Source organism: Stutzerimonas urumqiensis, from assembly GCF_003640395.1.
GTDB classification, from domain to species: domain Bacteria; phylum Pseudomonadota; class Gammaproteobacteria; order Pseudomonadales; family Pseudomonadaceae; genus Stutzerimonas; species Stutzerimonas urumqiensis.
The window spans coordinates 141,367-161,567 of sequence record NZ_RBZQ01000006.1; the positions used below are offsets into that span (position 1 = coordinate 141,367).

A 20,201-nucleotide genomic window follows, 5' to 3' on the forward strand; every position below is an offset into this window, starting at 1 on the left:
CATCCGGGCTTTTCCGAGCGGTGAACCGTGAGCATCGTACGTAGCAAGATCTGTGGAATCACCCGGGTCGAGGACGCCCTGGTTGCCGCCGAAGCCGGTGCAGACGCCATCGGCCTGGTGTTTTACGAACGCAGCCCGCGGGCCGTGAACATTGCGACCGCGCGCGCGATCGTGCAGGCGCTGCCGCCGTTCGTGTCGGTGGCAGGTCTGTTCGTCAACATGAGCCGCTGCGAGCTGGGCGAGATACTCGACGCGGTCCCTCTCGACGTTCTGCAATTTCATGGCGATGAGCCGGCCGAGGCATGTGCAGGGCATGGACGACCCTGGTACAAGGCGCTTCGCGTGAAGCCCGGTGATGACATTCATGCGCAGTCACGGGCCTATCCGGGCGCTGCCGCCATCCTGCTGGATACCTACGTGGCCGGTGTGCCGGGTGGTACAGGCGAAGTGTTCGATTGGTCGCTAATTCCCGACGAGTTCGATAAGCCGATCATCCTGGCTGGTGGCTTGACCGTGGATAACGTCTCGATGGCGATCGAGACGGCCCGACCCTACGCCGTCGACGTCAGCGGCGGCGTCGAGTCGAGCAAGGGCGTCAAGGATCATGAACGCGTGCGTGCGTTCGTATGCAAGGTGAGGGCCGCCGTGTGACGGCCACAAGGCGAACGCCGTCCAGTAGCTTTATAACCACTGGCCTGCCTGGGTCGGTGCCGGTTTCAGGGCTGCACGCGATCACCCGCGGGGTCCGTACCCTATTCATTGTGGAGAACGAACCATGAGTAACTGGCTGGTCGACAAGCTCATTCCTTCGATCATGCGATCGGAGGTGAAGAAGAGTTCCGTGCCCGAGGGTCTTTGGCACAAGTGTCCGGCATGCGAGGCGGTGCTGTACCGGCCGGAGCTCGAGAAGACGCTCGATGTTTGCCCCAAGTGCGGGCATCACATGCGCATCGACGCGCGTACTCGTCTCGACATCTTCCTCGACGAGAACGGTCGCGAGGAAATCGGTGCCGAGCTGGAGCCGGTCGACCGACTGAAATTCAAGGACAGCAAGCGCTACAAGGACCGTCTGGCTGGCGCGCAGAAGCAGACGGGCGAGAAGGACGCGTTGATCGCCATGCGCGGCACGCTGATGGACTCGCCCGTGGTGGCCTGTGCGTTCGAGTTCTCCTTCATGGGCGGCTCGATGGGCGCGATCGTCGGCGAGCGTTTCGTCCAGGCGGCCAATGTGGCGCTGGAACTGCGTTGCCCGCTGGTGTGTTTCGCCGCATCCGGTGGGGCGCGGATGCAGGAAGCCCTGATTTCCCTGATGCAAATGGCCAAGACATCGGCCGTGCTGGCGCGCCTGCGTGAAGAAGGCCTGCCGTTCATTTCCGTATTGACCGATCCGGTCTATGGCGGGGTGTCCGCAAGCCTGGCGATGCTGGGCGATGTGATCGTTGCCGAGCCGAAGGCGCTGATCGGATTTGCCGGGCCGCGGGTGATCGAGCAGACCGTTCGGGAAAAACTTCCCGAGGGCTTCCAGCGCAGCGAATTCCTGCTGGATCACGGGGCGATAGACCTGATCGTTCCGCGTACTGAGCTTCGCCCGCGTCTGGCTCGTTTGCTGGCCCAGCTGCAGCATCGTCCGTCGCCTGCGGACGTGCCTCGGGTGGCTGCCAGCGCATGACCGCCCGAAGCCTGGATGCCTGGCTGACGTACCTGGAGCGTTTGCATCCAGTAGCGATCGACATGGGGCTGGACCGTGTGCGCCTTGTCGCCGAGCGACTTGGCGCGTCTCGGCCCGCGCCGCGCGTCGTAACGGTCACCGGCACCAACGGCAAGGGTTCTACCTGCTCCTTTCTAGCGGCGCTGCTGACGAGTCAAGGCCTTAAGGTCGGCGTGTACAGCTCGCCGCATCTGCTGCGTTACAACGAGCGCGTCGTCATCGATGGGCAGCCGGTAAGCGACGACGCGTTGTGCCAGGCGTTCGAGGCGGTCGAGCGTGCCCGTGGCGAGGTATCGCTCACCTATTTCGAGATGGGGACGCTTGCGGCGTTCTGGCTGTTCGAACGCGCAGCGCTCGACGTCGCCGTCCTGGAGGTGGGACTTGGCGGACGCCTCGATGCGGTGAACCTGATCGACGCGGAGGTTGCCGTCGTCACCAATATTGGCCTCGATCACGCCGAGTGGCTTGGCGATACCCGTGAGAGCGTCGCGCGCGAGAAAGCCGGTATCTTTCGCCCGGGTCGACCGGCAATCTGCGGGGATCGAATGCCGCCCGCTACGCTCGTCGACGCCGCTTGCGAGGTGGGTGCCGCCCTGTTGCAGCGCGGGGCGGATTTCGATTGTTGCGTATCCCAGGACACATGGCACTGGCGTGGGCTGGATGCTCAAGGGGCGGCTGTCGAACTGGCCGGCCTGAGGCTGCCCTCGCTGCCGGTCGAAAACGCCGCCTTGGCATTGCAGGCGTTCTTTTCGCTTGGCTTCGATATCGGCGCGATCCCGGCGAACGCCGCGCTGAGTGCGGCGCGCATGACCGGTCGCCTCGATCGCCGCGTCGTCACATGGCGGGGCAAGCGTCTCCAAGTACTGCTCGACGTCGGCCACAACCCCCATGCGGCCGAGTTTTTGGCTCGTGAGTTGACCCGGCGGCCGGTCAGCGGTCGCCGGCTGGGGGTGTTCGGCCTGCTGGCCGACAAGGATCTGTCTGGTATTCTCGATGCGCTGCTCGACCACGTCGATGCGTGGGTGGTGGCGCCGCTGCCAACGCCCCGGACACGCTCATCCGAGCAGCTGCAGGAGGCGCTCGCACAGCGTGGGGCTTTGGTCGCGACATGCGGCAGTGTCGGGCAGGCTCTCGAGCAGCAATGCGAGCAGGCTACTGAAGACGACGAGTTGCTAGTGTTCGGCTCGTTCTATTGCGTAGCCGAAGGGCTCGACTGGATGCAGCGGTTGACATAGGGCGGGGGGCGCCGGTGGTGGAGAAAGGATTGAGGCAGCGAATCGTAGGAGCGCTCGTGCTGATGGCGTTGGCGGTGATTTTCCTGCCGATGCTGTTCAACCGTGAAGACGAGCTTCGGCACGTTCGCGTCGATGCGCCGCCGATGCCGGAGATGCCAGCTGCACCGCGGATCGAGTTGGAGTCGGTAGCCGTCCCCGAGCCGACGCCGGATGTCAGCCCGACCCCGCCGACCGAGACGCAGGCCGAAACCCTGGCCGCGGTTCCGGATTCGCCCGCCGTACCATCGCAGCCTGACACACAAGACGAGGTTGAAACGCCGGGGGATGTGCCCGTGGTGCCGTCCAAGCCGATCGAACCGATGCCGGCAGAGCCTCAGCCGGTGGAGCGATCCGAACCGGGGTTGGATGCCAATGACCTGCCGGAAAGCTGGTCCGTGCAACTGGCAAGCCTCTCCAACCGGGCGAGCGCCGATGCGCTCCAGGCCAAGCTGCGCAAGCAGGGTTATAACGCCTACGTTCGCAGCGTGGACGGCATGAACCGCGTGTTCGTCGGCCCGCTGATCGAGCGCGATCAGGCGAACCAGTTGCGCGATCAGCTTCATCGCCAGCAAAAGCTCGACGGTTTCGTCGTCAAGTTCAAGCCTGAAAGCCGCTAAGGCGCAGACCGGGCGACCTTAACCCCCCATCGGGGTTCTGCTAAAATCCGCCGCCTTTCTTTTGCGCAGGCTCCGTAGTGGAACTTTCCTGGGTCGATTGGACCATCGTTGGCATCGTTGCGGTTTCCAGCCTGATCAGTCTCAAGCGGGGGTTCGTCAAGGAGGCCCTGTCGCTGGTCACATGGGTTGTCGCCGGGGTTGTCGCCTGGATGTTCGGCGGAGCGCTGTCCCATTATCTGGCGCCCTACATCAGTACACCGTCGATCCAGGTCATTGCCGCCTGCGCCATCCTGTTCGTGGTCACGCTGCTGGTCGGCGCGCTGGTGAACTTCCTGATTGGCGAGCTGATTCGCGTGACTGGCCTTTCGGGCACGGACCGCTTTCTTGGCATGGTCTTCGGAGCGGCTCGGGGCGGATTGCTGGTCGTGGTTTTAGTAGGCCTGCTGAGCCTGGCGCCCGTACAGAGTGACCCCTGGTGGCGAGAATCAGCCCTGATTCCGCATTTCCTGATGGTTGCGGACTGGTCGAAGAACCTCATCCTGAGTGTCGGCAGCAACTGGGCAGATGCCCCGGTCGGTGCCTAGATTCCCATCGGACGGCCCATAAGCCGTCCATTGCCTGAACGTTGCGAGGTTGTTTCTCATGTGTGGGATCGTCGGAATCGTCGGTAGGTCGAACGTCAATCAGGCGCTGTACGACGCCCTGACCGTGCTCCAGCACCGAGGGCAAGACGCCGCCGGTATCGTCACCAGCCATGATGGCCACCTGTTCCTGCGCAAGGATAACGGCCTGGTGCGCGACGTCTTCCAGCAGCGACATATGCAGCGCCTGGTCGGCAACATGGGGATCGGCCACATCCGCTACCCCACCGCTGGCAGCTCCAGTTCGGCCGAAGCGCAGCCGTTCTACGTCAACTCGCCCTACGGCATCACCCTGGCTCATAACGGCAACCTGACGAATGTGGATCAGCTGACCAAGGAAATTTACGAGTCGGACCTGCGCCATGTGAACACCAGTTCCGATTCGGAGGTGCTGCTCAACGTCTTCGCCCATGAGCTGGCGGTACGAGGCAAGCTGCAGCCGACCGAGGAAGACGTCTTCGCGGCGGTCGCCAAGGTGCACGAGCGTTGCCGGGGCGGCTATGCGGTCGTGGCGATGATCACCGGCTACGGCATTGTGGGCTTTCGTGACCCCAACGCTATCCGTCCGATCGTCTTCGGGCAGCGCCATACCGACCAGGGCGTCGAGTACATGATCGCGTCCGAAAGCGTCTCCCTGGATGTACTCGGCTTCACGCTGATCCGCGACGTGGCGCCGGGCGAAGCCGTTTACATTACCGAGGAGGGCAAGCTCTTCACCCGCCAATGCGCGACCAACCCACGCTATGCGCCGTGCATCTTCGAGCATGTCTATCTCGCGCGTTCCGACTCGATCATGGATGGCGTATCGGTCTACAAGGCGCGTCTGCGGATGGGCGAAAAGCTCGCCGACAAGATTCTCCGGGAGCGGCCCGAGCATGACATCGACGTGGTCATCCCGATTCCCGATACCAGCCGCACGGCCGCCCTGGAGCTGGCCAACCGGCTCGGGGTGAAGTTTCGCGAAGGCTTCGTGAAGAACCGCTACATCGGACGCACCTTCATCATGCCCGGGCAGGCGGCGCGCAAGAAATCCGTGCGCCAGAAGCTCAACGCGATCGATCTGGAGTTCCGCGGCAAGAACGTCATGCTGGTGGATGACTCGATCGTCCGGGGCACCACCTGCAAGCAGATCATCCAGATGGCACGCGAGGCGGGGGCGAAGAAGGTGTACTTCTGCTCGGCCGCGCCAGCCGTGCGCTATCCGAATGTCTACGGGATCGACATGCCCAGCGTGCATGAGCTGATCGCGCACAATCGCACGACCGAAGAGGTGGCCGAACTGATCGGCGCCGATTGGCTGGTCTACCAGGACCTGGCCGACCTGATCGACGCCGTGGGTGGCGGCAAGGTGAAGATCGATCAGTTCGACTGTGCCGTATTCGATGGCAACTATGTCACCGGCGATATCGATGCGACCTACCTGTCGCGCATCGAACAGGCGCGTAACGATGCCAGCAAGGCGAAATTGCAGGCGGTGAGTGCGATCATCGATCTCTACAACAACTGACCGGCTGCGGTTCGAAGCGAGGTTTCACATGACGCAAGAGTGGGAAGCAGGGCGACTGGATAGCGATCTGGACGGCGTCGCGGATGACACGCTGGCGGTGCGCGCCGGGCAGCGCCGGACGCCTGAAGCGGAGCATGGCGAGCCGCTGTTCATGACCTCGAGCTATGTCTATCGCTCTGCGGCAGAGGCCGCCGCACGGTTCGCCGGCGAGACGCCCGGCAACGTCTATTCCCGCTATACGAACCCCACCGTGCGCACGTTCGAAGAGCGGATCGCGGTGCTGGAACAGGCCGAGCAGGCCGTGGCGACGGCCTCCGGCATGGCGGCCATCCTCGCCACGGTGATGACGCTGTGCAGCGCGGGTGACCATGTGCTGGTATCGCGCAGCGTGTTCGGCGCCACCGTGTCGCTGTTCGACAAGTACTTCAAGCGCTTCGGCCTGGAGGTCGACTACGTTCCGCTGGCCGATATCGCTGGCTGGGACGCGGCGATCAAGCCGAACACAAAGCTGCTGTTCGTCGAGTCGCCGTCCAATCCACTGGCAGAAATCGTCGATATCCGCGCGCTCGCCGACGTCGCGCATGCACACGGAACGCTGCTGGTGGTGGATAATTGCTTCTGCACACCGATCCTGCAGAAGCCGCTCACGCTAGGCGCCGACATCGTGATCCATTCGGCGACCAAGTACATCGACGGCCAGGGCCGTTGCCTGGGCGGGGTCGTGGCCGGACGGCGGGAGCAGATGAAGGACATTGTCGGCTTCCTGCGCACGGCGGGGCCGACGCTGAGCCCGTTCAATGCCTGGGTCTTTCTAAAGGGCCTGGAAACCCTGCGGCTACGGATGCAGGCGCATTGTCAAAGCGCCCAGGCGCTCGCCGAGTGGCTCGAAGCGCAGCCCGGTGTGGCCAAGGTCTATTACGCCGGTCTCGAGAGCCACCCGCAGCATGCGCTGGCACGACAACAGCAGACGGGGTTCGGTGCGGTCGTGAGCTTCGAAGTGGCTGGCGGCCGGGAGGCGGCGTGGCGCTTCATCGATGCGACTCGCCTGATTTCCATCACTGCAAACCTGGGCGACAGCAAGACGACCATCACACACCCGGCGACTACCACCCATGGTCGGCTTTCCCCGGAAGAGCGCGCCAAGGCGGGTATTTCGGACAGCCTCATCCGGGTCGCGGTCGGCCTCGAAGAAGTCGAGGATCTGAAGACCGATCTGGCGCGCGGCCTGGCGCGTCTGTAATTCGCCCGCATGCCAGCCGCATGTCGGCCGGCATGCGGCTGGCAGCCGTCAATCCTCCGAGCGCTGGTAGCGCACGACGAAGCCTTCCAGCTGCTGCACCTTCTTCAGCTCGTCGCGCAAGCGATAGGCTTCATTCTGGCTGGCGACCGGCCCCACGAAGACGCGGTTCAGTCCCGAGCTTGAACGCACGTAGGCGTTATAGCCGCTGCTGCGTAGCCGTCCGCGTAGGGACTCGGCCGCTTCTGCTGTCGAAAGACTCGCCAGCTGGATGGACCAGCCTTCCATCAAGGGTGGCGATTCGAAGGCGGCGGCCTGCGGCGGGTTATCCCGTGCCGAAAAGGGTTCGAGCCGGGTCGGTGGGGGCGTGCCGACGTCATCTTCGTCCCGCAAGTCGATGGCCGGCACGCCCTGCGGATCGAATAGTTGGTCGGCATCGGCAGGCAGCACGGTTGGGCGGCCCGTGCCCACTTCGATGACGCGGATGTCACTGTATTTCTTCCCGGACAAGGCGGCCATGCCGGCCCGATCACGCACGACCGTCGGACGCAGGAATACCATCAGGTTGCGCTTGACGTGGCTTTCCTCGGTCGACCTGAACAGCGCGCCCAGCAAGGGGATGTCTCCCAGCAGCGGTACCTTGGCTTCGGTGCGGGTGATGTCGTCCTGGATCAGGCCGCCGAGCACGACGACCTGGCCATCTTCGGCAAGGATCGTGCTTTTTATCGAGCGCTTGTTGGTGATCAGGTCGACCGCCTCGGCACTGACCGTAGCGCTGGGGGCGATGGAAGAGATCTCCTGTTCGATCTCCAGGCGCAGAGTGCCCCCTTCGTTAATGTGCGGCACGACCTTCAAGGTCACCCCGATGTCTTCCCGTTCGATCGTGGTGAACGGGTTGTTGGCGCCTGCCGAGTCGGTCGTATAGGAGCCGGTCTGGAAGGGCACGTTCTGGCCCACCAGGATTTCCGCTTCCTGGTTGTCCAGCGTCAGCAGGCTGGGCGTCGACAGGAGATTACTGTTGCTGTTCGCCGAAAGCGCCGTGATCAGCGCGCCGAAGCTGCGGGTGCCGACGCCGATCACGGCTCCGTCCGGCAGGTCGTTCGGTATTTCGCCTTCGTCGATGGCATTGAGCACGGTGCCGACCGACAGCCCGGTGTTGCCGAAGCTCACGCCACCCAGGCCGCCCGTTCCGCCGCGCGCATCGATCGCCCATTGCACGCCGAGCGCATCGGTGATGTCGCCGGAAATCTCCACGATCGCTGCCTCGACCAACACCTGCGCGCGCGGAACGTCGAGCTGGCGCACGATGCTTTCCAGCGTGCCGATCAGCTCCGGCTCGGCCAGCAGCACCAGCGCATTGAGGCTCTCGTCGGCGCGAATGAGGATCGGCTGGGGCGTCGAAGTTTGCAGTTCGGTCTGTCCCGGTTGCTGCAAGCCCTCCGACAGCTCGCCGAGCGTTTCGGCCAGTGACTTGGCGTCGTTGTGCCGCAGCCGGATGACCCGGGTGTTCGCCGAACGGGTCGAGGGGGTGTCGAGCGTGCGGGCCAGCGAAGCCAGCTCGTTACGAGCCCCGGCGGGCCCCATGAAGATCAGGCGGTTGGTCCGGGAGTCGGCGATGATCTGCGTGTTCTGCACGCCCTGGGCTTCGCCACGGTTCACCGCATTGCGCAGCACTTCGGCGATGTCCACCGCCCAGCCATATTGCAGTGGGACGACGGTGTAATCGTTGGTTTCCGCCTGGTCCAGCGAGCGCACCAGGTCCTCGATGCGCGCGATGTTGGCGCTACGGTCGCTGATGATCAACGCATTGGCCGAGGGCACCGCGGCCAGGTGCCCGTACTGCGGTACGAGCGGGCGGATCAGCGGGATGAGCTCCGTCGCCGGCGTGTGCTGGACCTGGATGACCCGCGTTTCGAGCTGCGCACCGCCGGTCGGGCCGGTTCCTGCTTCGGCTTTCGCTTCGGCGTTGGGTACCACGCGGACCACGTCACCTTGCGCCAACACGCTGAACCCGTGCGTCGCCATCACGGACAGAAAGAGCTGGTAGACCTCGCTCAGCGAAAGCGTCGCGCTCGACACCACGCTTACCTGGCCACGGACGCGAGGATCGACGATGAAGGTTTGCCCTGTGATGTCGCTGATCTGATCGATGAAGGCGCGGATATCGGCATCCTTCAGGTTGATCGTCCAGCCTTCGCGAGTCGACTCGGTGCTTGGCTGGATGCCCGGTTCCTGCGCATGGAGCGGCAAGGGAGCGGCGATGGTGCTTGCCGCCAGCAAGGCGACCAGAGGGCGGGTAAGGTGGGTCAGCATTGTCTAGTTGTCTTCCATGGGAGCATCGGTGGGCTGTGCTTGTTCGTTCATGACGCCTTCCATCTGCTGGCGCAAGGCTTCCATCTGTTGCTCCATGAGCGCGGCCTCCGGATCGACTGGCGCGGTGCCTGGCGGCAGGCCCGTGGAGGGATCGGGGTAGTCGCCCGCATTCGAAGATGTACCGGAGGAGCGGGATGTCGGAAAGGCGAGTACCTGCTGCCGACCATCCTTGCTCAGCTCGACACGGTCGGGCAGGACGCGCTCCAGACGCACGCCGGAGGTGATCTCGTCGCCAGGCGAATAGCGCTCCGGCGGCTTGCCGCTCTGCTCGATGATCGCGCTCGAGCGCGCGGGGTCGGCGTGAACGAAGCTGCCGTGCAAGGTCAGGTTCAGGTCGCTGGCCGGCAGAGCGCCGCCAGCCTGGCTCGCCGGAGGCGGGCCGAACAGTTGTTCGAGCCTTGCCAGATCGGGCGCTGCCCCCGTGGCCTGTACCGCATCGGTACCGGCGGTTTCCGCGGCCGCCATCAGCGCCATCCACTGCATCACCTGCCATGCCAGATAAACGGCAAACAGGCACAGCAACAACGTGGCAGCCACCAAGGGCGCGTGTCGCTGGTAATTCTGCAGGCTACCGGGGCGGGGCAAGTAGGAAGACTCCATTCGTACAGGCGGTGCGGTGACTGCACTGGATCATAGCAGCCGAAAAACGCCAGGCCGCAACACTAACGGATTTAGATGACAGGCTATTTGACGCGAACGCCGCCTGCCTCGCCTCGGGCGTTCCGCTTGGACTGTCGTCGCGCCCGGAGGTGCCCTGCCAAAAAAATGCGAGGCGGCGTGTTGACTTGGCAGGACCTCATCAGTAAATTGCGCGCCTCGCAAGGCGATCGGCTGATTAGCTCAGCTGGGAGAGCACCTGCATCACACGCAGGGGGTCGGCGGTTCGATCCCGTCATCAGCCACCAACTCTTGCGAGATATGGACGAAAGTCCAGCCGACACGCAGCGGTAGTTCAGTCGGTTAGAATACCGGCCTGTCACGCCGGGGGTCGCGGGTTCGAGTCCCGTCCGCTGCGCCATATACGCTTCACCGAAGCCAGAAAAAGGCGGTCTTCCGAGGCCGCCTTTTTCGTTTCTGTCGTTATCGTTCCCTTGAGTCTGGCGCTTCGTTCGACGCGGCTAGCGTAGCGACCCGCAGCGGGCGGAACAGGTCGCGCTTCTTGCTGCGGTGGCCCTGCATACGGCGTAGCACATCGTCGAGCGATGACAGCGCCTTGAGGATGTAGGGTCCCTTGTTCAGCATCACGCATTCGGCGCGGACGCCCATCGCCGCGTCGGTGATCTCCGAGCGTGAGGGCGCACCGCTCTTGGCCAGGCTCTCCAGCACCTGCGTGGCCCAGATCACCGGTACATGCGCCGCCTGGCAAAGGCAGAGCATTTCTTCCTGCACCTCTGCGAGCCGTTCGAAGCCGCTTTCCACGGCGAGGTCGCCGCGCGCGATCATCACGCCGAATCGGGGGCGATGCATACCTGCCAGCAGCATGGCCGGCAGGTTCTCGAACCCGGTGCGCGTCTCGATCTTGAGGACGACGCCCAGGTGGGCGGCATCGAGTCGCTCCAGATGCTCGAGCAGGCTCTCGACATCTTGCGCACGGTTGGCGAAGGACATCTCGACGATATCGGCATGTCGCGCGGCGAAGGCGAGGGCGTCGAGGTCTTCGTCGGTGGGCGCGCTCAGCGGTAGCAGGCTGTCCGGAAAGTTGATGCCCTTGTCGCTCGCCAGCTTGGCCCGACCACTGGCATGAGCGACATGGGTCACTCGTAGCAGCAGTTGCTCTTCGCCGGCCTTGTCGACCCGTGCGCCGATCTTGCCGTCGTCGAACCAGACCGAGTCGCCCGTGCGAATGGCCGGCAGCACCTGCGGCAGGGTGCAGCCGATGCGTGCCGGCTTGCCTTGTTGCGTGTCGAAGTCGGTTGGATCGACTGGCGTCTTGTCGCCCGTGAGCAGCAGCCGATCGCCGACCGCAAGGACAAGCTTCTGCTCACGAGCTGCCAGTTCGCCGATCGCCAGGTGCCGTCTGGTCTTGCCGGCACGACGGTGCTTCAGGCGCAGGCCTTCGGTGAAATAGGCGGTCTTGTGGAGTTCGGCCAGGACGAACGAATCCTCCACGGCGACGACCGTCAGCCGGCGCTTGGCGCCACGCGCGTCGCGTAGCTTGAGCACGTCGCCGGGCGAGAAATCGGCCGGCTCGCCACCGACGATCGGCAGGTTTGCCTGGACCTCAGGGCCGATGGCGTCGTGTGGCTTCCATGCCAGGCAGATCCGCGCGGGCCGCTGCACGCGACCGAAGGCATCGCGCATCGGGCGGACTTTCACCACGCCAGGCGCCGTTGCGATCGGCCCGGTACGCAGCTTGGGACCGGCGAGATCGAGCGTGATCCTGCAGGACCGCCCGACCGATTTTTCCGCTGCCCGAACGCGCTCGATCATGGCCTGCCAGGTAGGTGGATCGTCATGCGCGCAGTTGATCCGCGCGCACTCCATGCCGCCCTTTACCAGGTCCTCGATCAGCCACTCATCCCGTGCCGATTCGCTCGGCAGCGTGACCATGATCCGCACCGGCCGTTCGTCTGTGATCGGGCCGAACAGGGCCTCGGCATGGGCGTCGAGCAAGCGTTCTCCGTCGCTCAGCGTCAGCCCGTGGGTCAGCGCAGCGGGCGCGTCATGGTTGAGTCCGCGCAGTGCGGCGATGACCGAATCAACCGCCGCCAGCGTTGCCGGCTCGCAGCGCCCGAGCGACGACAGGCCCAGTTGCGCGAGGTGCATTTGCAGGTCGCGCAGATCGTGGCGTCGCAGGCACAGGTAATGGAGTAGGTTCTCGGCGCTCTGGCGGTAGCTCGGATCGAGCGGGTGATCGTGCAGCGGGGCGAGGCAGGCCGTGCTGGTCATCTCGGCGCGCAGTGCCTCGAGCGTTTCCAGCAGACGCTCGCGTTCGGGGGAGCGAGTAATGGGGTGAGTGGGCATCGGGTTCTCCGGTGCGGGCGACCCGGCGGGTGCGGGTCAGGCAAGGGACAGACTCGTGCCCCGCGCACCGGTTTCATCTGGCGCGATGAGCGGCGACGCCGGCTCGGTGGGTCAGGACTGGCGCTTGAGCATGCGCCGGTATTCGCCGGGCGGCTGTCCCGTCCAGCGCTTGAATGCACGCTGGAAGGCTTCGGCGGTGGTGAAACCGAGCAGCCAGGCGATCTCGCCGAAAGCAGTATCGGTATCGCGGATGTAGGCGATGGCCAGGTCGCGCCGGGTGTCGTTGAGCAGGGTCCGAAAGCCGCTGCCTTCCTCGGCGAGCTTGCGACGCAGCGTCCAGGCCGGCAGGCGCAGCCGCGCGGCGACCTGTTCGAGGCTGGGCTCCTGCCCCTTGAGCATGGGGCCGATCAGCTGGGTGACCTGGTCGCGCAGGCTGCGCGCCCGGGTACGCTGGTGCAGCTCGGCCTCGCACAGCGCCACGAGTTGATGCCAGGCGCCCGGGCAATGGTCGGGATTGCGCAGCGAAAGGGTGGCCTGGTCCAGCCGCAGCTGGTTGTGCTCGCGACCGAACTCGACCGGCTGGCCGAAACAGGGCTCGTAGGCGGCGTGGTAGTCGGTTGGATCGAACTCGACGTGAACCGCGCGCGGCGCCACCGATTGGCTGACCACGGCGCCGAGCTGACTGATCCAGCTGGCGAGCACCGTGTCGACCACGAACCGGTTGAAGGCGTTGTAGGGACTGATCGAGTAGAAGCGTATCCAGGCGCCTTGGGCATCTTCGTGAAAGCTGGACTGCCCACGGTAGTTGGAGGCGTACAGCGGCTCGAAGCGGACCAGCGCACGGGCCGCCTCGCGCAGTGTCGGTGCCTGCGTCGCCGTCAGGCCAGCCAGGCCCAGGTGGCTCGGCTTGCGCAGGCGGCCCATCTCCAGGCCGAGCGCGGGGTCCTGGGCCAGCTGCATCGCGGCATGGCCGAGGCGCATGTAGCGCGGGATGGAAATGCGCGCCTGGGGTTCGGCCAGCCGCGCGGCATCCAGGCCGTAGTCGAGCAGCAGCTGGTCAGGCTCGATGCCACGCAGCCGCAGAGCGTCGGCAAGGCTGTGCACGAAGCCCACCGAAAGGTCGCCCAGTTTCATTGGCTTGTGCTTCAAGGCGCCGGCAGCCATTGCACCTTGATCCTGGCGGTGTCATTCGCGGGCGTGGCGGCGGGACGCTTCGGTGAGCCGAGCAGGTTCCAGGGAAGGCCCTGGGTGCGCACCGCCATCCGGGGCACCGTGGGTTCGCCCATCGTCTCTGGGCACTGCCTGCCGGGTGCCGATGCGCCGGGCAGGGCCAGCAGTTGCGCGGTCGGATTGATCGGCAGGCGGCTGTCGCAACCCAGTCGGACGACGAGCCGACCTGCCGGCGTTCGTGTCGGCGAGGGCGGCTCTCCCGCTCCGGGGCTGCTGTAGCGGCGCTCGTAGCGGTCCAGACGGCTTTTCGTCCAGAGCGGCGGCAGCGGCTGGCCATCCGGCCCGAAGACCACCGACACCTGCCGCAGCGGCCCCTCGCCGGGGACCAGCTCGCCCTGCTCGAGTCGCGGTTCGGGCAGCACGATGGAACCGGCCACGAGCGTGACGCCGTACGCGCGCGCCAGGCCACCGAACACCTGCTGGTAATGGTCCGCCATGCGATCGGCCTTCATGCGCAGCACGGCTTCGGTGCGACGGTCGCGCCCCCCGTTGGCCAGCAGCGCGCGCAGGTAGCGCCAGGGATTGCTCAGCGCCATCCATTGCATCGCATCGCGCAGCGTGCGGGCCTGTTGCACGACGGGCTTCTCGCCGACCGCGAACAGGCCGGTGCCGACGTGCTCCGGCAGCACCACGACGCTCTCCGGGGTGAGCAGCCCGGCCGCGCGGGCCTGGTTCAGGTAGGTGGAAAATTTCAGCGCGAGGCGCGCGGGCGATTGATAGTCGGCGGGCGTCAGACGGGTTTCGATGCCGATGAGGTTGCCTTGCGGGCCGGGTGCGCCGTACTGGGTCACCGCGGCAGGGCGTAGATCGGACAGCAACGGGCCGTCGTCACGCTCGCGAGCCCAGTCGAGATAGACGAACAGGCCGATCGCAGCGAGGAGCAGCAGCACTACGGCCTTTAATGTGCGGGTCTTCAAGGTGCGCATGGGTGAGCCGGGCGATGGAGCGCACAGCCTAGTGAAGGGCGAAACGTCTGCCAAGATGGCTGCGCGATTGGGTTAGCGAAGCGTTGTTTCCGATCATTGCTGCGGTGGCGGCGCCGACTTATCGTGCGGCCAAGTCGCCGTCCGCAGAGACGGGTTTCACCGTGAAGGGACGCGTCGAATACGCGCCCCGCCTGAGAACAGAGGCAATCATGACCGCATACCCACACTTGCTCGCGCCGCTCGATCTCGGCTTCGTGACACTGCGCAACCGCACCCTGATGGGCTCGATGCACACCGGTCTCGAAGAAATGCCGGACGGCTTCAACCGCATGGCGGCCTATTTCGCCGAGCGCGCACGGGGCGGTGTCGGCCTGATCGTGACCGGCGGCGTCGGGCCGAACGAAGAAGGCGCGGTGCGGGCCGGTGCGGCGAAGCTGTCGACGCCGGCCGAAGCGGCCGAGCATCGCATCGTCACGCAGGCGGTCCATGAGGCGGGCGGGCTGATCTGCATGCAAATCCTGCATGCCGGGCGTTATGCCTACAGCCCGAAGCTGGTCGCACCCAGCGCCATTCAGGCGCCGATCAATCCCTTCACGCCGCATGAACTGGATGAGACCGGCATCGAGAAGCAGATCGCCGACTTCGCCACCTGTGCCTCGCTCGCCCGCGAAGCCGGCTACGACGGCGTCGAGATCATGGGATCGGAGGGGTACTTCATCAACCAGTTCCTCGTCGCCCACACCAACCACCGGACCGATCGCTGGGGCGGCACCTACGAGAACCGCATGCGCCTGCCGGTCGAGATCGTTCGGCGGGTGAGGGAAGCGGTTGGCCGCGACTTCATCATCATTTATCGGCTGTCCATGCTGGACCTGGTCGAAGGCGGCAGTACCTGGGACGAGATCGTCCAGCTGGCCAAGGCCATCGAACTGGCCGGCGCGACCCTGATCAATACGGGCATCGGCTGGCACGAAGCACGTATTCCGACGATCGCGACCAAGGTCCCGCGCGCTGCCTTCACCAAGGTGACCGCCAAGCTGCGCGGCGAGGTCGGCATCCCGCTCGTCACCACCAACCGGATCAACACGCCGGAGGTCGCCGAGCGGGTCATCGCCGAGGGCGATGCCGACATGGTGTCGATGGCCCGGCCGTTTCTGGCCGATCCGGATTTCGTCGCCAAGGCCGCCGCCGGCCGTGCGGATGAGATCAACACCTGCATCGCCTGCAACCAGGCATGCCTGGATCACACCTTCAGCGGCAAGCTGACCAGCTGCCTGGTCAACCCGCGCGCCTGCCACGAGACCGAGCTCAACTACCTGCCGACGCGCCAGATCAAGCGCATCGCGGTGGTAGGGGCCGGGCCGGCGGGGCTGTCGGCAGCCACCGTCGCGGCCGAGCGCGGGCACGAGGTCACGCTGTTCGACAGCGCCGAGGAGATCGGTGGCCAGTTCAACGTGGCCAAGCGCATTCCCGGCAAGGAAGAGTTCCACGAGACGCTGCGCTTCTTCCGCAACCGGATCGAGCGCACGGGCGTCACGCTTCGTCTTGGCCAGCGCGTCACCGCCGATACGCTGATAGAAGGCGGCTTCGACGAGATCATCCTGGCCACCGGTATCCAGCCGCGCACGCCGGAGATTCCCGGCATCGATCATCCGATGGTGATGGGCTATCTCGATGCGATCCTCGGCCGCAAGCCGGTCGGTCGGCGCGTCGCGGTGATCGGCGCGGGCGGGATCGGGTTCGACGTGTCGGAGCTCATCACCCATGACGGCCAATCGACCAGCCTCGATCGCGAAGCGTTCTGGAAGGAGTGGGGCATCGACCTGTCGCTCGAGGCGCGCGGCGGCATCGCTGGCGTCGAGCCGCAGCCGCATGCAGCGGCGCGCGAGGTGTTCCTGCTGCAGCGCAAGAAGAGCAAGGTCGGCAGCGGCCTGGGCAAGACGACCGGCTGGATACATCGCACCGGGCTGAAGAACAAACAGGTACGCATGGTCAACGCGGTCGACTACCTGAAGATCGATGATCAGGGCCTGCATGTCCGAGTGGGCGAGGGCGAGCCGCAGGTCCTTCCAGTCGATAGCATCATCGTCTGCGCCGGTCAGGATCCGCTACGCGAGTTGCAGCCGGCGCTGGAGGCGGCCGGTCGTACGGTGCACCTGATCGGCGGCGCGGACGTAGCCGCTGAACTCGACGCCAAGCGCGCCATCGATCAGGGCTCGCGCCTGGCTGCCAGCCTTTGAGTGCAGGACCCGGCACGCCGGATGGCGTGTCGGGTCTCGAGCGCGTGTCCAATCCCGTCACATTTCGTCATGCTCGGTCAGGCGCGCCCGCGACAGCGGCCAGATGCCTGCCAACCCAGTCACACTGCGCGGCGCGCCAATTCTCCTAGACTACCGGCCCAAACGCCGCGCCCATTTCCGGGCGCTCCACGAGGCCACCGGCCGACGAAGGACGCCGAGCATGCAGAACAAGCCGCAGATGGTCGAAGCCGTACTGTTCTTCAACGAACAGGGGATCTGCAAGGAAATGCTCCACCCGGAATTCGAGGCGCTGCTCGATGGCGTCGTGGACCTGCCGGAGTTCGCCGACCAGCAGATGCGTGCGGCTTACGTGCTGGTCAATTCGCGCTTGCAGATACGCTCGGCGGTGCTGTTCTACCTGGATTTCACCGAAGAGGGCGGTGCTGATAGCGGCTGGAACATTCCGTTGCGGCAACTGGCCGAGCGTGCCGGTCGCGGTCCCGATCTGGGCGCCGGGCCGATCCGCCTCGCCTGCCGCAGCCGCTGTCCGGTGAACTGGCACCAGATGCACCTGTGGGACCCGGGCCAGACGGCGGGCCAGAGCGATCTGGCGTTGCTGCGCGATTGCATGCGGCGCAACAACCTCGGCTTGCTCGTCGAGGAAGACGTCCCTCCGATGGTGGCGCCCGAGCGGCTGCAGGTCGCCGCCGAAGACCGCTGGTACGCCGCCGACGCCCCATCGGCCGAGCCATCCTCGGTGCGGCCCGATCAGGAGCAACGGCTCAAGGCCGCATTGTTGATCAAGCGACAGCGGCTGAAGATCGACAGCCTGCTGCGCGAACATGAGGAGGCCCTGGCCAGTGCTCGCCAGCAGGCGGAGCAGCAGCGCCGAGACCTGCATGACGAGCTGCACCGGCTGCGCGCCCGCGTCGATACGCTGGAGCAGGAGAATGCCGGGCTGAAGGCCGAGCTGGCGGCTGGTTCCGAGCAGTACCAGCAGGCGCGCGAAGAGCTCGCCCGGCAGGTGCGCGCGCTCGAGCGCAACAGCCAATCGGAAGTGGAAACGTTGCGCCAGCGCCTCGAGACCGACATGCAGGCCCGCATCGCCGCGGCAGTAGCCGACTACCAGGAGCAGGTCGCGGTGCGCGATGTGGAGCTGGGCTATCGCGACGAACTCGACAGTCAGTTGCAGCAGGAAATCGAGCGGCTGAAACAGGAGGCGAGCGATCGCGAGGTTGCCGCCGGCAAGCGTGCGCGTGAAGAGCTGGCCGCCAGCGGGTTGATGTTCGTCGCCTATCATCCCGGTGCCGGCCATCTGACCGTGCCGCTGACCGAACTGGCGCGTTACGTCGAGAGCCCCCAGGCGTACGCGGCCAGCAAGTGCAATGTTTCGCTGGAGCATTACCGCCGCTGGCTGGCGCACTACCAGGCCCCGGTCTGCCAGGCCGAGCGGTTGGGCGCCGGGGTCTGTGCCAAGTCGGTTGCGCGGGTGGATTCGCCCGGTCGATTCGTGCTCGTGGAGTCCGAGTGCTGCGAACTGCACCAGGGCGCGCTACGCAAGACCGGGAGCTGACCCTTGCTCGAGGCGTCGCCGTTCGCACCGCCGGCGACCGCGCCGCTGCAACCGCTGGATCTTTCCTGGGCACGGGACGCGGGCGTCGAGCTGGCGATGCTGCGGCTGGATTCGATCGATCCGCACCTGAGCGGCAACAAGTGGTACAAGCTCGCTCCCTACCTCGCCGCCTGTTCGGCCCAGCCTGACGGGACAACCCCGGCCACCGGGCTGATCGGCCTGGGCGGGCCGCATTCCAACCATCTCCATGCACTGGCGGCGGCCGGCCAGCGCTTCGGCCTGCCTACCGTTGGGCTTCTGCGAGGCGAGCCTTGCCAGACGCCAACGGTCGTCGATCTCCAGCAGGCTGGCATGACGTTGCACTGGTTGGGTTATGGCGGTTATCGCGCCCGCCACCAGCCTGGCTTCTGGGCGCCGTGGCAGGCGCGCTATCCAGGTTTCGTCTGCATCGAAGAGGGCGGCTGCAGCCTGGCTGCGGCTGAAAGCTGCGCACGGTTGGTGGGCGGCTTGCGCGGGCAACTCGGCGACCTGGGCTGGGATGACTACACGGCGCTTTGGCTTGCAGCCGGTACGGGCACCACATTGGCGGGGCTGGTCATCGGCGAGGCCGGGGCGCACCCGGTCTATGGCGCGCTGGCCGGACCGCCCGCGCATGGTGTCGGGCACGCGGTAGCCGCACTGCTGGAACAGGCGGGCCGACTCGATGCCGGTTATTGCCTGATCGAAGCGGCCCGCGGCGGTTTCGGTCGCATCGATGAAACCCTGTTGGCGTTCATGGCCGACACCGAGGCCGAGACAGGCGTACCGCTCGATCCGGTGTACACGGCCAAGGCGCTGCTGGCGTTGCGGCTGACCCTCGCCGCGGGCCGGTTCGCGCCCGGTTCTCGGATCATCGTCGTTCATACCGGTGGCTTGCAGGGGCGTCGGACGCTGCTGGAGCGGGCGAGCTAGCCCTGTGCGGGCCAGTCGTCCGGCACGACGAAGACCCGCCCGCATTCCAACCATTGGCCACCCGGACCAGGCCTCAGCCTCGCCAACAGCTGCGGCTGTCGAAGCTCGCAGAAGCTGTCCAGCCACCGTTGTACGGCCGGCCCATCCCAGCCGTCGGTCGCCGTTGCCGGTGCGAGCCAGCAGGCCCGGGGCAGCCATTGCCAACGGGTATCGACCCCGCCGCCGATCCGCTGTCGTTCGCCATACCGCAGCCAGCAGGCGGGCGGCAGCGCCGGGTGCGTCCCGAACGGGCGTTGGGGCAGTCGGGTGGCATCGTCGAACAGGTACCCCGCCAGCCAGATCGACGATTCGACCGGCTCGCGGGTGAATTCGCGCAGCGTATCGCGCGCCTCGTCGGTGGCGCATAGCGGCAGCTGATGGTGTTGCAGGCGGTCGAGCTTGAGGTCCAGCCGGTCATGGCCGCCGGGGCCGATCCAGCGATCGAACTGGCCCGAATCGGCATCCAGGCCGAGGTAGAGCTTCACCGCCAGCTCGAGGTGATGGAGGCCATCGGCGTCGCGCAGCAGCAGGTCCAGCTCGCCGAGGGTGTGACCCTGGCGGCGGACCGGAACGTTCGCAGCGAGCAGCTCTACGCCGGGGGCATGGGTGAGTGCGTATTGCCAGAGGCGCTCGTAATAGAGGCCGAGCCGTCGCGTGCTGCCGCGGGCGAGCCAGGTTTCGAGCGCCTCGGGAGCATCGTCATGGCGGACGAGCCAGTCGACCAGGCGCTCGGGCCGGTCGTGCCAGCCGCTGCCAGTCAGCGGATGGCGCTGGCGGCAAGGCGGTTCGCCAAGCATGGGCGGCGACAGCAGTGTCCAGGCGAGGTCGCGCACCGATCGGCGCTGCAGCCGCGCGAGGGTCTCGTCGAGGTCGGGAAGGGTCATGGCTAGAGCATAGCCCGCTGGTTTGCCGCTGCCGGAA

General features: G+C 65.8%; 16 protein-coding genes, 2 tRNA genes and 1 pseudogene. 12 read left to right on the forward strand and 7 right to left on the reverse strand.

What is annotated here, in order from left to right; genetic code table 11:
• Positions 1 to 27: 27 nt before the first annotated feature.
• The 7 genes from D7325_RS13310 (at position 28) to D7325_RS13340 (ending at position 6,987) form a co-directional block, all read left to right on the forward strand.
• A complete protein-coding gene (locus D7325_RS13310) occupies positions 28 to 651 on the forward strand; it encodes a phosphoribosylanthranilate isomerase (RefSeq protein ID WP_120996364.1) in 624 nt (207 codons plus the stop codon).
• A 124-nt stretch (positions 652 to 775) separates the two neighbouring features.
• A complete protein-coding gene (accD, locus tag D7325_RS13315) occupies positions 776 to 1,669 on the forward strand; it encodes an acetyl-CoA carboxylase, carboxyltransferase subunit beta (RefSeq protein WP_120996366.1) in 894 nt (297 codons plus the stop codon).
• Positions 1,666 to 2,943 (forward strand): bifunctional tetrahydrofolate synthase/dihydrofolate synthase, encoded by a 1,278-nt coding sequence (folC, locus tag D7325_RS13320; protein WP_120996368.1) that lies wholly within the window; start codon positions 1,666 to 1,668, stop codon positions 2,941 to 2,943. Before accD ends, folC begins: the two co-directional genes overlap by 4 nt.
• Positions 2,944 to 3,005: 62 nt before the next feature.
• Complete coding sequence (locus D7325_RS13325) at positions 3,006 to 3,599, forward strand: SPOR domain-containing protein (protein ID WP_120996624.1); 594 nt, start codon at positions 3,006 to 3,008, stop codon at positions 3,597 to 3,599.
• 77 nt (positions 3,600 to 3,676) lie between these two features.
• Complete coding sequence (locus D7325_RS13330; RefSeq protein WP_120996369.1) at positions 3,677 to 4,183, forward strand: CvpA family protein; 507 nt, start codon at positions 3,677 to 3,679, stop codon at positions 4,181 to 4,183.
• 58 nt (positions 4,184 to 4,241) lie between these two features.
• Positions 4,242 to 5,747, forward strand: coding sequence for an amidophosphoribosyltransferase (gene purF, locus D7325_RS13335; protein ID WP_120996371.1), 1,506 nt, complete (start codon positions 4,242 to 4,244; stop codon positions 5,745 to 5,747).
• Between the two features lie 28 nt (positions 5,748 to 5,775).
• A complete protein-coding gene (locus D7325_RS13340) occupies positions 5,776 to 6,987 on the forward strand; it encodes an O-succinylhomoserine sulfhydrylase (protein WP_120996373.1) in 1,212 nt (403 codons plus the stop codon).
• Between the two features lie 48 nt (positions 6,988 to 7,035).
• Here the strand turns inward: D7325_RS13340 and D7325_RS19440 are convergent, their stop codons facing one another.
• From D7325_RS19440 to D7325_RS13350, 3 genes and pseudogenes are all read right to left on the reverse strand, one after another.
• A complete protein-coding gene (locus D7325_RS19440) occupies positions 7,036 to 7,272 on the reverse strand; it encodes an SPOR domain-containing protein (RefSeq protein ID WP_245962087.1) in 237 nt (78 codons plus the stop codon).
• Positions 7,273 to 7,371: 99 nt separating this feature from the next.
• Positions 7,372 to 9,297 (reverse strand): annotated as a pseudogene (gspD, locus tag D7325_RS13345) (type II secretion system secretin GspD); the annotation flags it as partial.
• Between the two features lie 3 nt (positions 9,298 to 9,300).
• Positions 9,301 to 9,942, reverse strand: coding sequence for a type II secretion system protein N (locus D7325_RS13350; RefSeq protein ID WP_120996377.1), 642 nt, complete (start codon positions 9,940 to 9,942; stop codon positions 9,301 to 9,303).
• 244 nt (positions 9,943 to 10,186) lie between these two features.
• Between D7325_RS13350 and D7325_RS13355 the strand changes: the two genes are divergently transcribed.
• Both D7325_RS13355 and D7325_RS13360 read left to right on the forward strand, forming a co-directional pair.
• Positions 10,187 to 10,262: transfer RNA gene (locus D7325_RS13355), tRNA-Val, on the forward strand.
• Between the two features lie 36 nt (positions 10,263 to 10,298).
• Positions 10,299 to 10,375 (forward strand) — tRNA-Asp (locus tag D7325_RS13360).
• 62 nt (positions 10,376 to 10,437) lie between these two features.
• Here the strand turns inward: D7325_RS13360 and D7325_RS13365 are convergent.
• The 3 genes from D7325_RS13365 to D7325_RS13375 all read right to left on the reverse strand — a co-directional run bounded on the left by D7325_RS13365 (position 10,438) and on the right by D7325_RS13375 (position 14,477).
• Positions 10,438 to 12,321, reverse strand: a complete 1,884-nt coding sequence (locus D7325_RS13365) for a pyruvate kinase (protein ID WP_120996379.1) — start codon at positions 12,319 to 12,321, stop codon at positions 10,438 to 10,440.
• A gap of 111 nt (positions 12,322 to 12,432) precedes the next feature.
• Positions 12,433 to 13,455 carry an AraC family transcriptional regulator gene (locus tag D7325_RS13370; RefSeq protein ID WP_162988052.1) on the reverse strand — a complete coding sequence of 341 codons (1,023 nt, stop codon included), beginning with the start codon at positions 13,453 to 13,455 and terminating at the stop codon, positions 12,433 to 12,435.
• An 11-nt stretch (positions 13,456 to 13,466) separates the two neighbouring features.
• Positions 13,467 to 14,477, reverse strand: coding sequence for a carbon-nitrogen hydrolase family protein (locus D7325_RS13375; RefSeq protein WP_120996382.1), 1,011 nt, complete (start codon positions 14,475 to 14,477; stop codon positions 13,467 to 13,469).
• 209 nt (positions 14,478 to 14,686) lie between these two features.
• On the opposite strand from D7325_RS13375, the gene D7325_RS13380 reads away from it, so the two are divergent.
• The 3 genes from D7325_RS13380 to D7325_RS13390 all read left to right on the forward strand — a co-directional run bounded on the left by D7325_RS13380 (position 14,687) and on the right by D7325_RS13390 (position 19,241).
• The gene (locus D7325_RS13380; RefSeq protein WP_120996384.1) at positions 14,687 to 16,717 is read left to right on the forward strand and encodes an NADPH-dependent 2,4-dienoyl-CoA reductase; all 2,031 of its coding nucleotides are present in this window, start codon (positions 14,687 to 14,689) and stop codon (positions 16,715 to 16,717) included.
• Positions 16,718 to 16,937: 220 nt separating this feature from the next.
• The gene (locus D7325_RS13385) at positions 16,938 to 18,290 is read left to right on the forward strand and encodes a coiled-coil domain-containing protein (RefSeq protein WP_120996386.1); all 1,353 of its coding nucleotides are present in this window, start codon (positions 16,938 to 16,940) and stop codon (positions 18,288 to 18,290) included.
• 3 nt (positions 18,291 to 18,293) lie between these two features.
• Complete coding sequence (locus tag D7325_RS13390; protein ID WP_120996388.1) at positions 18,294 to 19,241, forward strand: 1-aminocyclopropane-1-carboxylate deaminase/D-cysteine desulfhydrase; 948 nt, start codon at positions 18,294 to 18,296, stop codon at positions 19,239 to 19,241.
• On the opposite strand, the gene D7325_RS13395 is transcribed toward D7325_RS13390, so the two are convergent.
• Complete coding sequence (locus D7325_RS13395) at positions 19,238 to 20,164, reverse strand: DUF1853 family protein (protein ID WP_120996390.1); 927 nt, start codon at positions 20,162 to 20,164, stop codon at positions 19,238 to 19,240. The genes D7325_RS13390 and D7325_RS13395 overlap by 4 nt on opposite strands.
• Positions 20,165 to 20,201 lie beyond the last annotated feature (37 nt).

What these genes read in the sequence shown, in the direction of transcription:
- accD (WP_120996366.1), top strand. Translation starts at nt 776, where the DNA reads ATGAGTAACTGGCTGGTCGACAAGCTCATTCCTTCGATCATGCGATCG.
- folC (WP_120996368.1), top strand. Translation starts at nt 1,666, where the DNA reads ATGACCGCCCGAAGCCTGGATGCCTGGCTGACGTACCTGGAGCGTTTG.
- D7325_RS13325 (WP_120996624.1), top strand. Translation starts at nt 3,006, where the DNA reads ATGGCGTTGGCGGTGATTTTCCTGCCGATGCTGTTCAACCGTGAAGAC.
- purF (WP_120996371.1), top strand. Translation starts at nt 4,242, where the DNA reads ATGTGTGGGATCGTCGGAATCGTCGGTAGGTCGAACGTCAATCAGGCG.
- D7325_RS13340 (WP_120996373.1), top strand. Translation starts at nt 5,776, where the DNA reads ATGACGCAAGAGTGGGAAGCAGGGCGACTGGATAGCGATCTGGACGGC.
- D7325_RS19440 (WP_245962087.1), bottom strand. Translation starts at nt 7,272, where the DNA reads ATGGAAGGCTGGTCCATCCAGCTGGCGAGTCTTTCGACAGCAGAAGCG.
- D7325_RS13365 (WP_120996379.1), bottom strand. Translation starts at nt 12,321, where the DNA reads ATGCCCACTCACCCCATTACTCGCTCCCCCGAACGCGAGCGTCTGCTG.
- D7325_RS13370 (WP_162988052.1), bottom strand. Translation starts at nt 13,455, where the DNA reads ATGAAACTGGGCGACCTTTCGGTGGGCTTCGTGCACAGCCTTGCCGAC.
- D7325_RS13375 (WP_120996382.1), bottom strand. Translation starts at nt 14,477, where the DNA reads ATGCGCACCTTGAAGACCCGCACATTAAAGGCCGTAGTGCTGCTGCTC.
- D7325_RS13380 (WP_120996384.1), top strand. Translation starts at nt 14,687, where the DNA reads ATGACCGCATACCCACACTTGCTCGCGCCGCTCGATCTCGGCTTCGTG.
- D7325_RS13385 (WP_120996386.1), top strand. Translation starts at nt 16,938, where the DNA reads ATGCAGAACAAGCCGCAGATGGTCGAAGCCGTACTGTTCTTCAACGAA.
- D7325_RS13395 (WP_120996390.1), bottom strand. Translation starts at nt 20,164, where the DNA reads ATGACCCTTCCCGACCTCGACGAGACCCTCGCGCGGCTGCAGCGCCGA.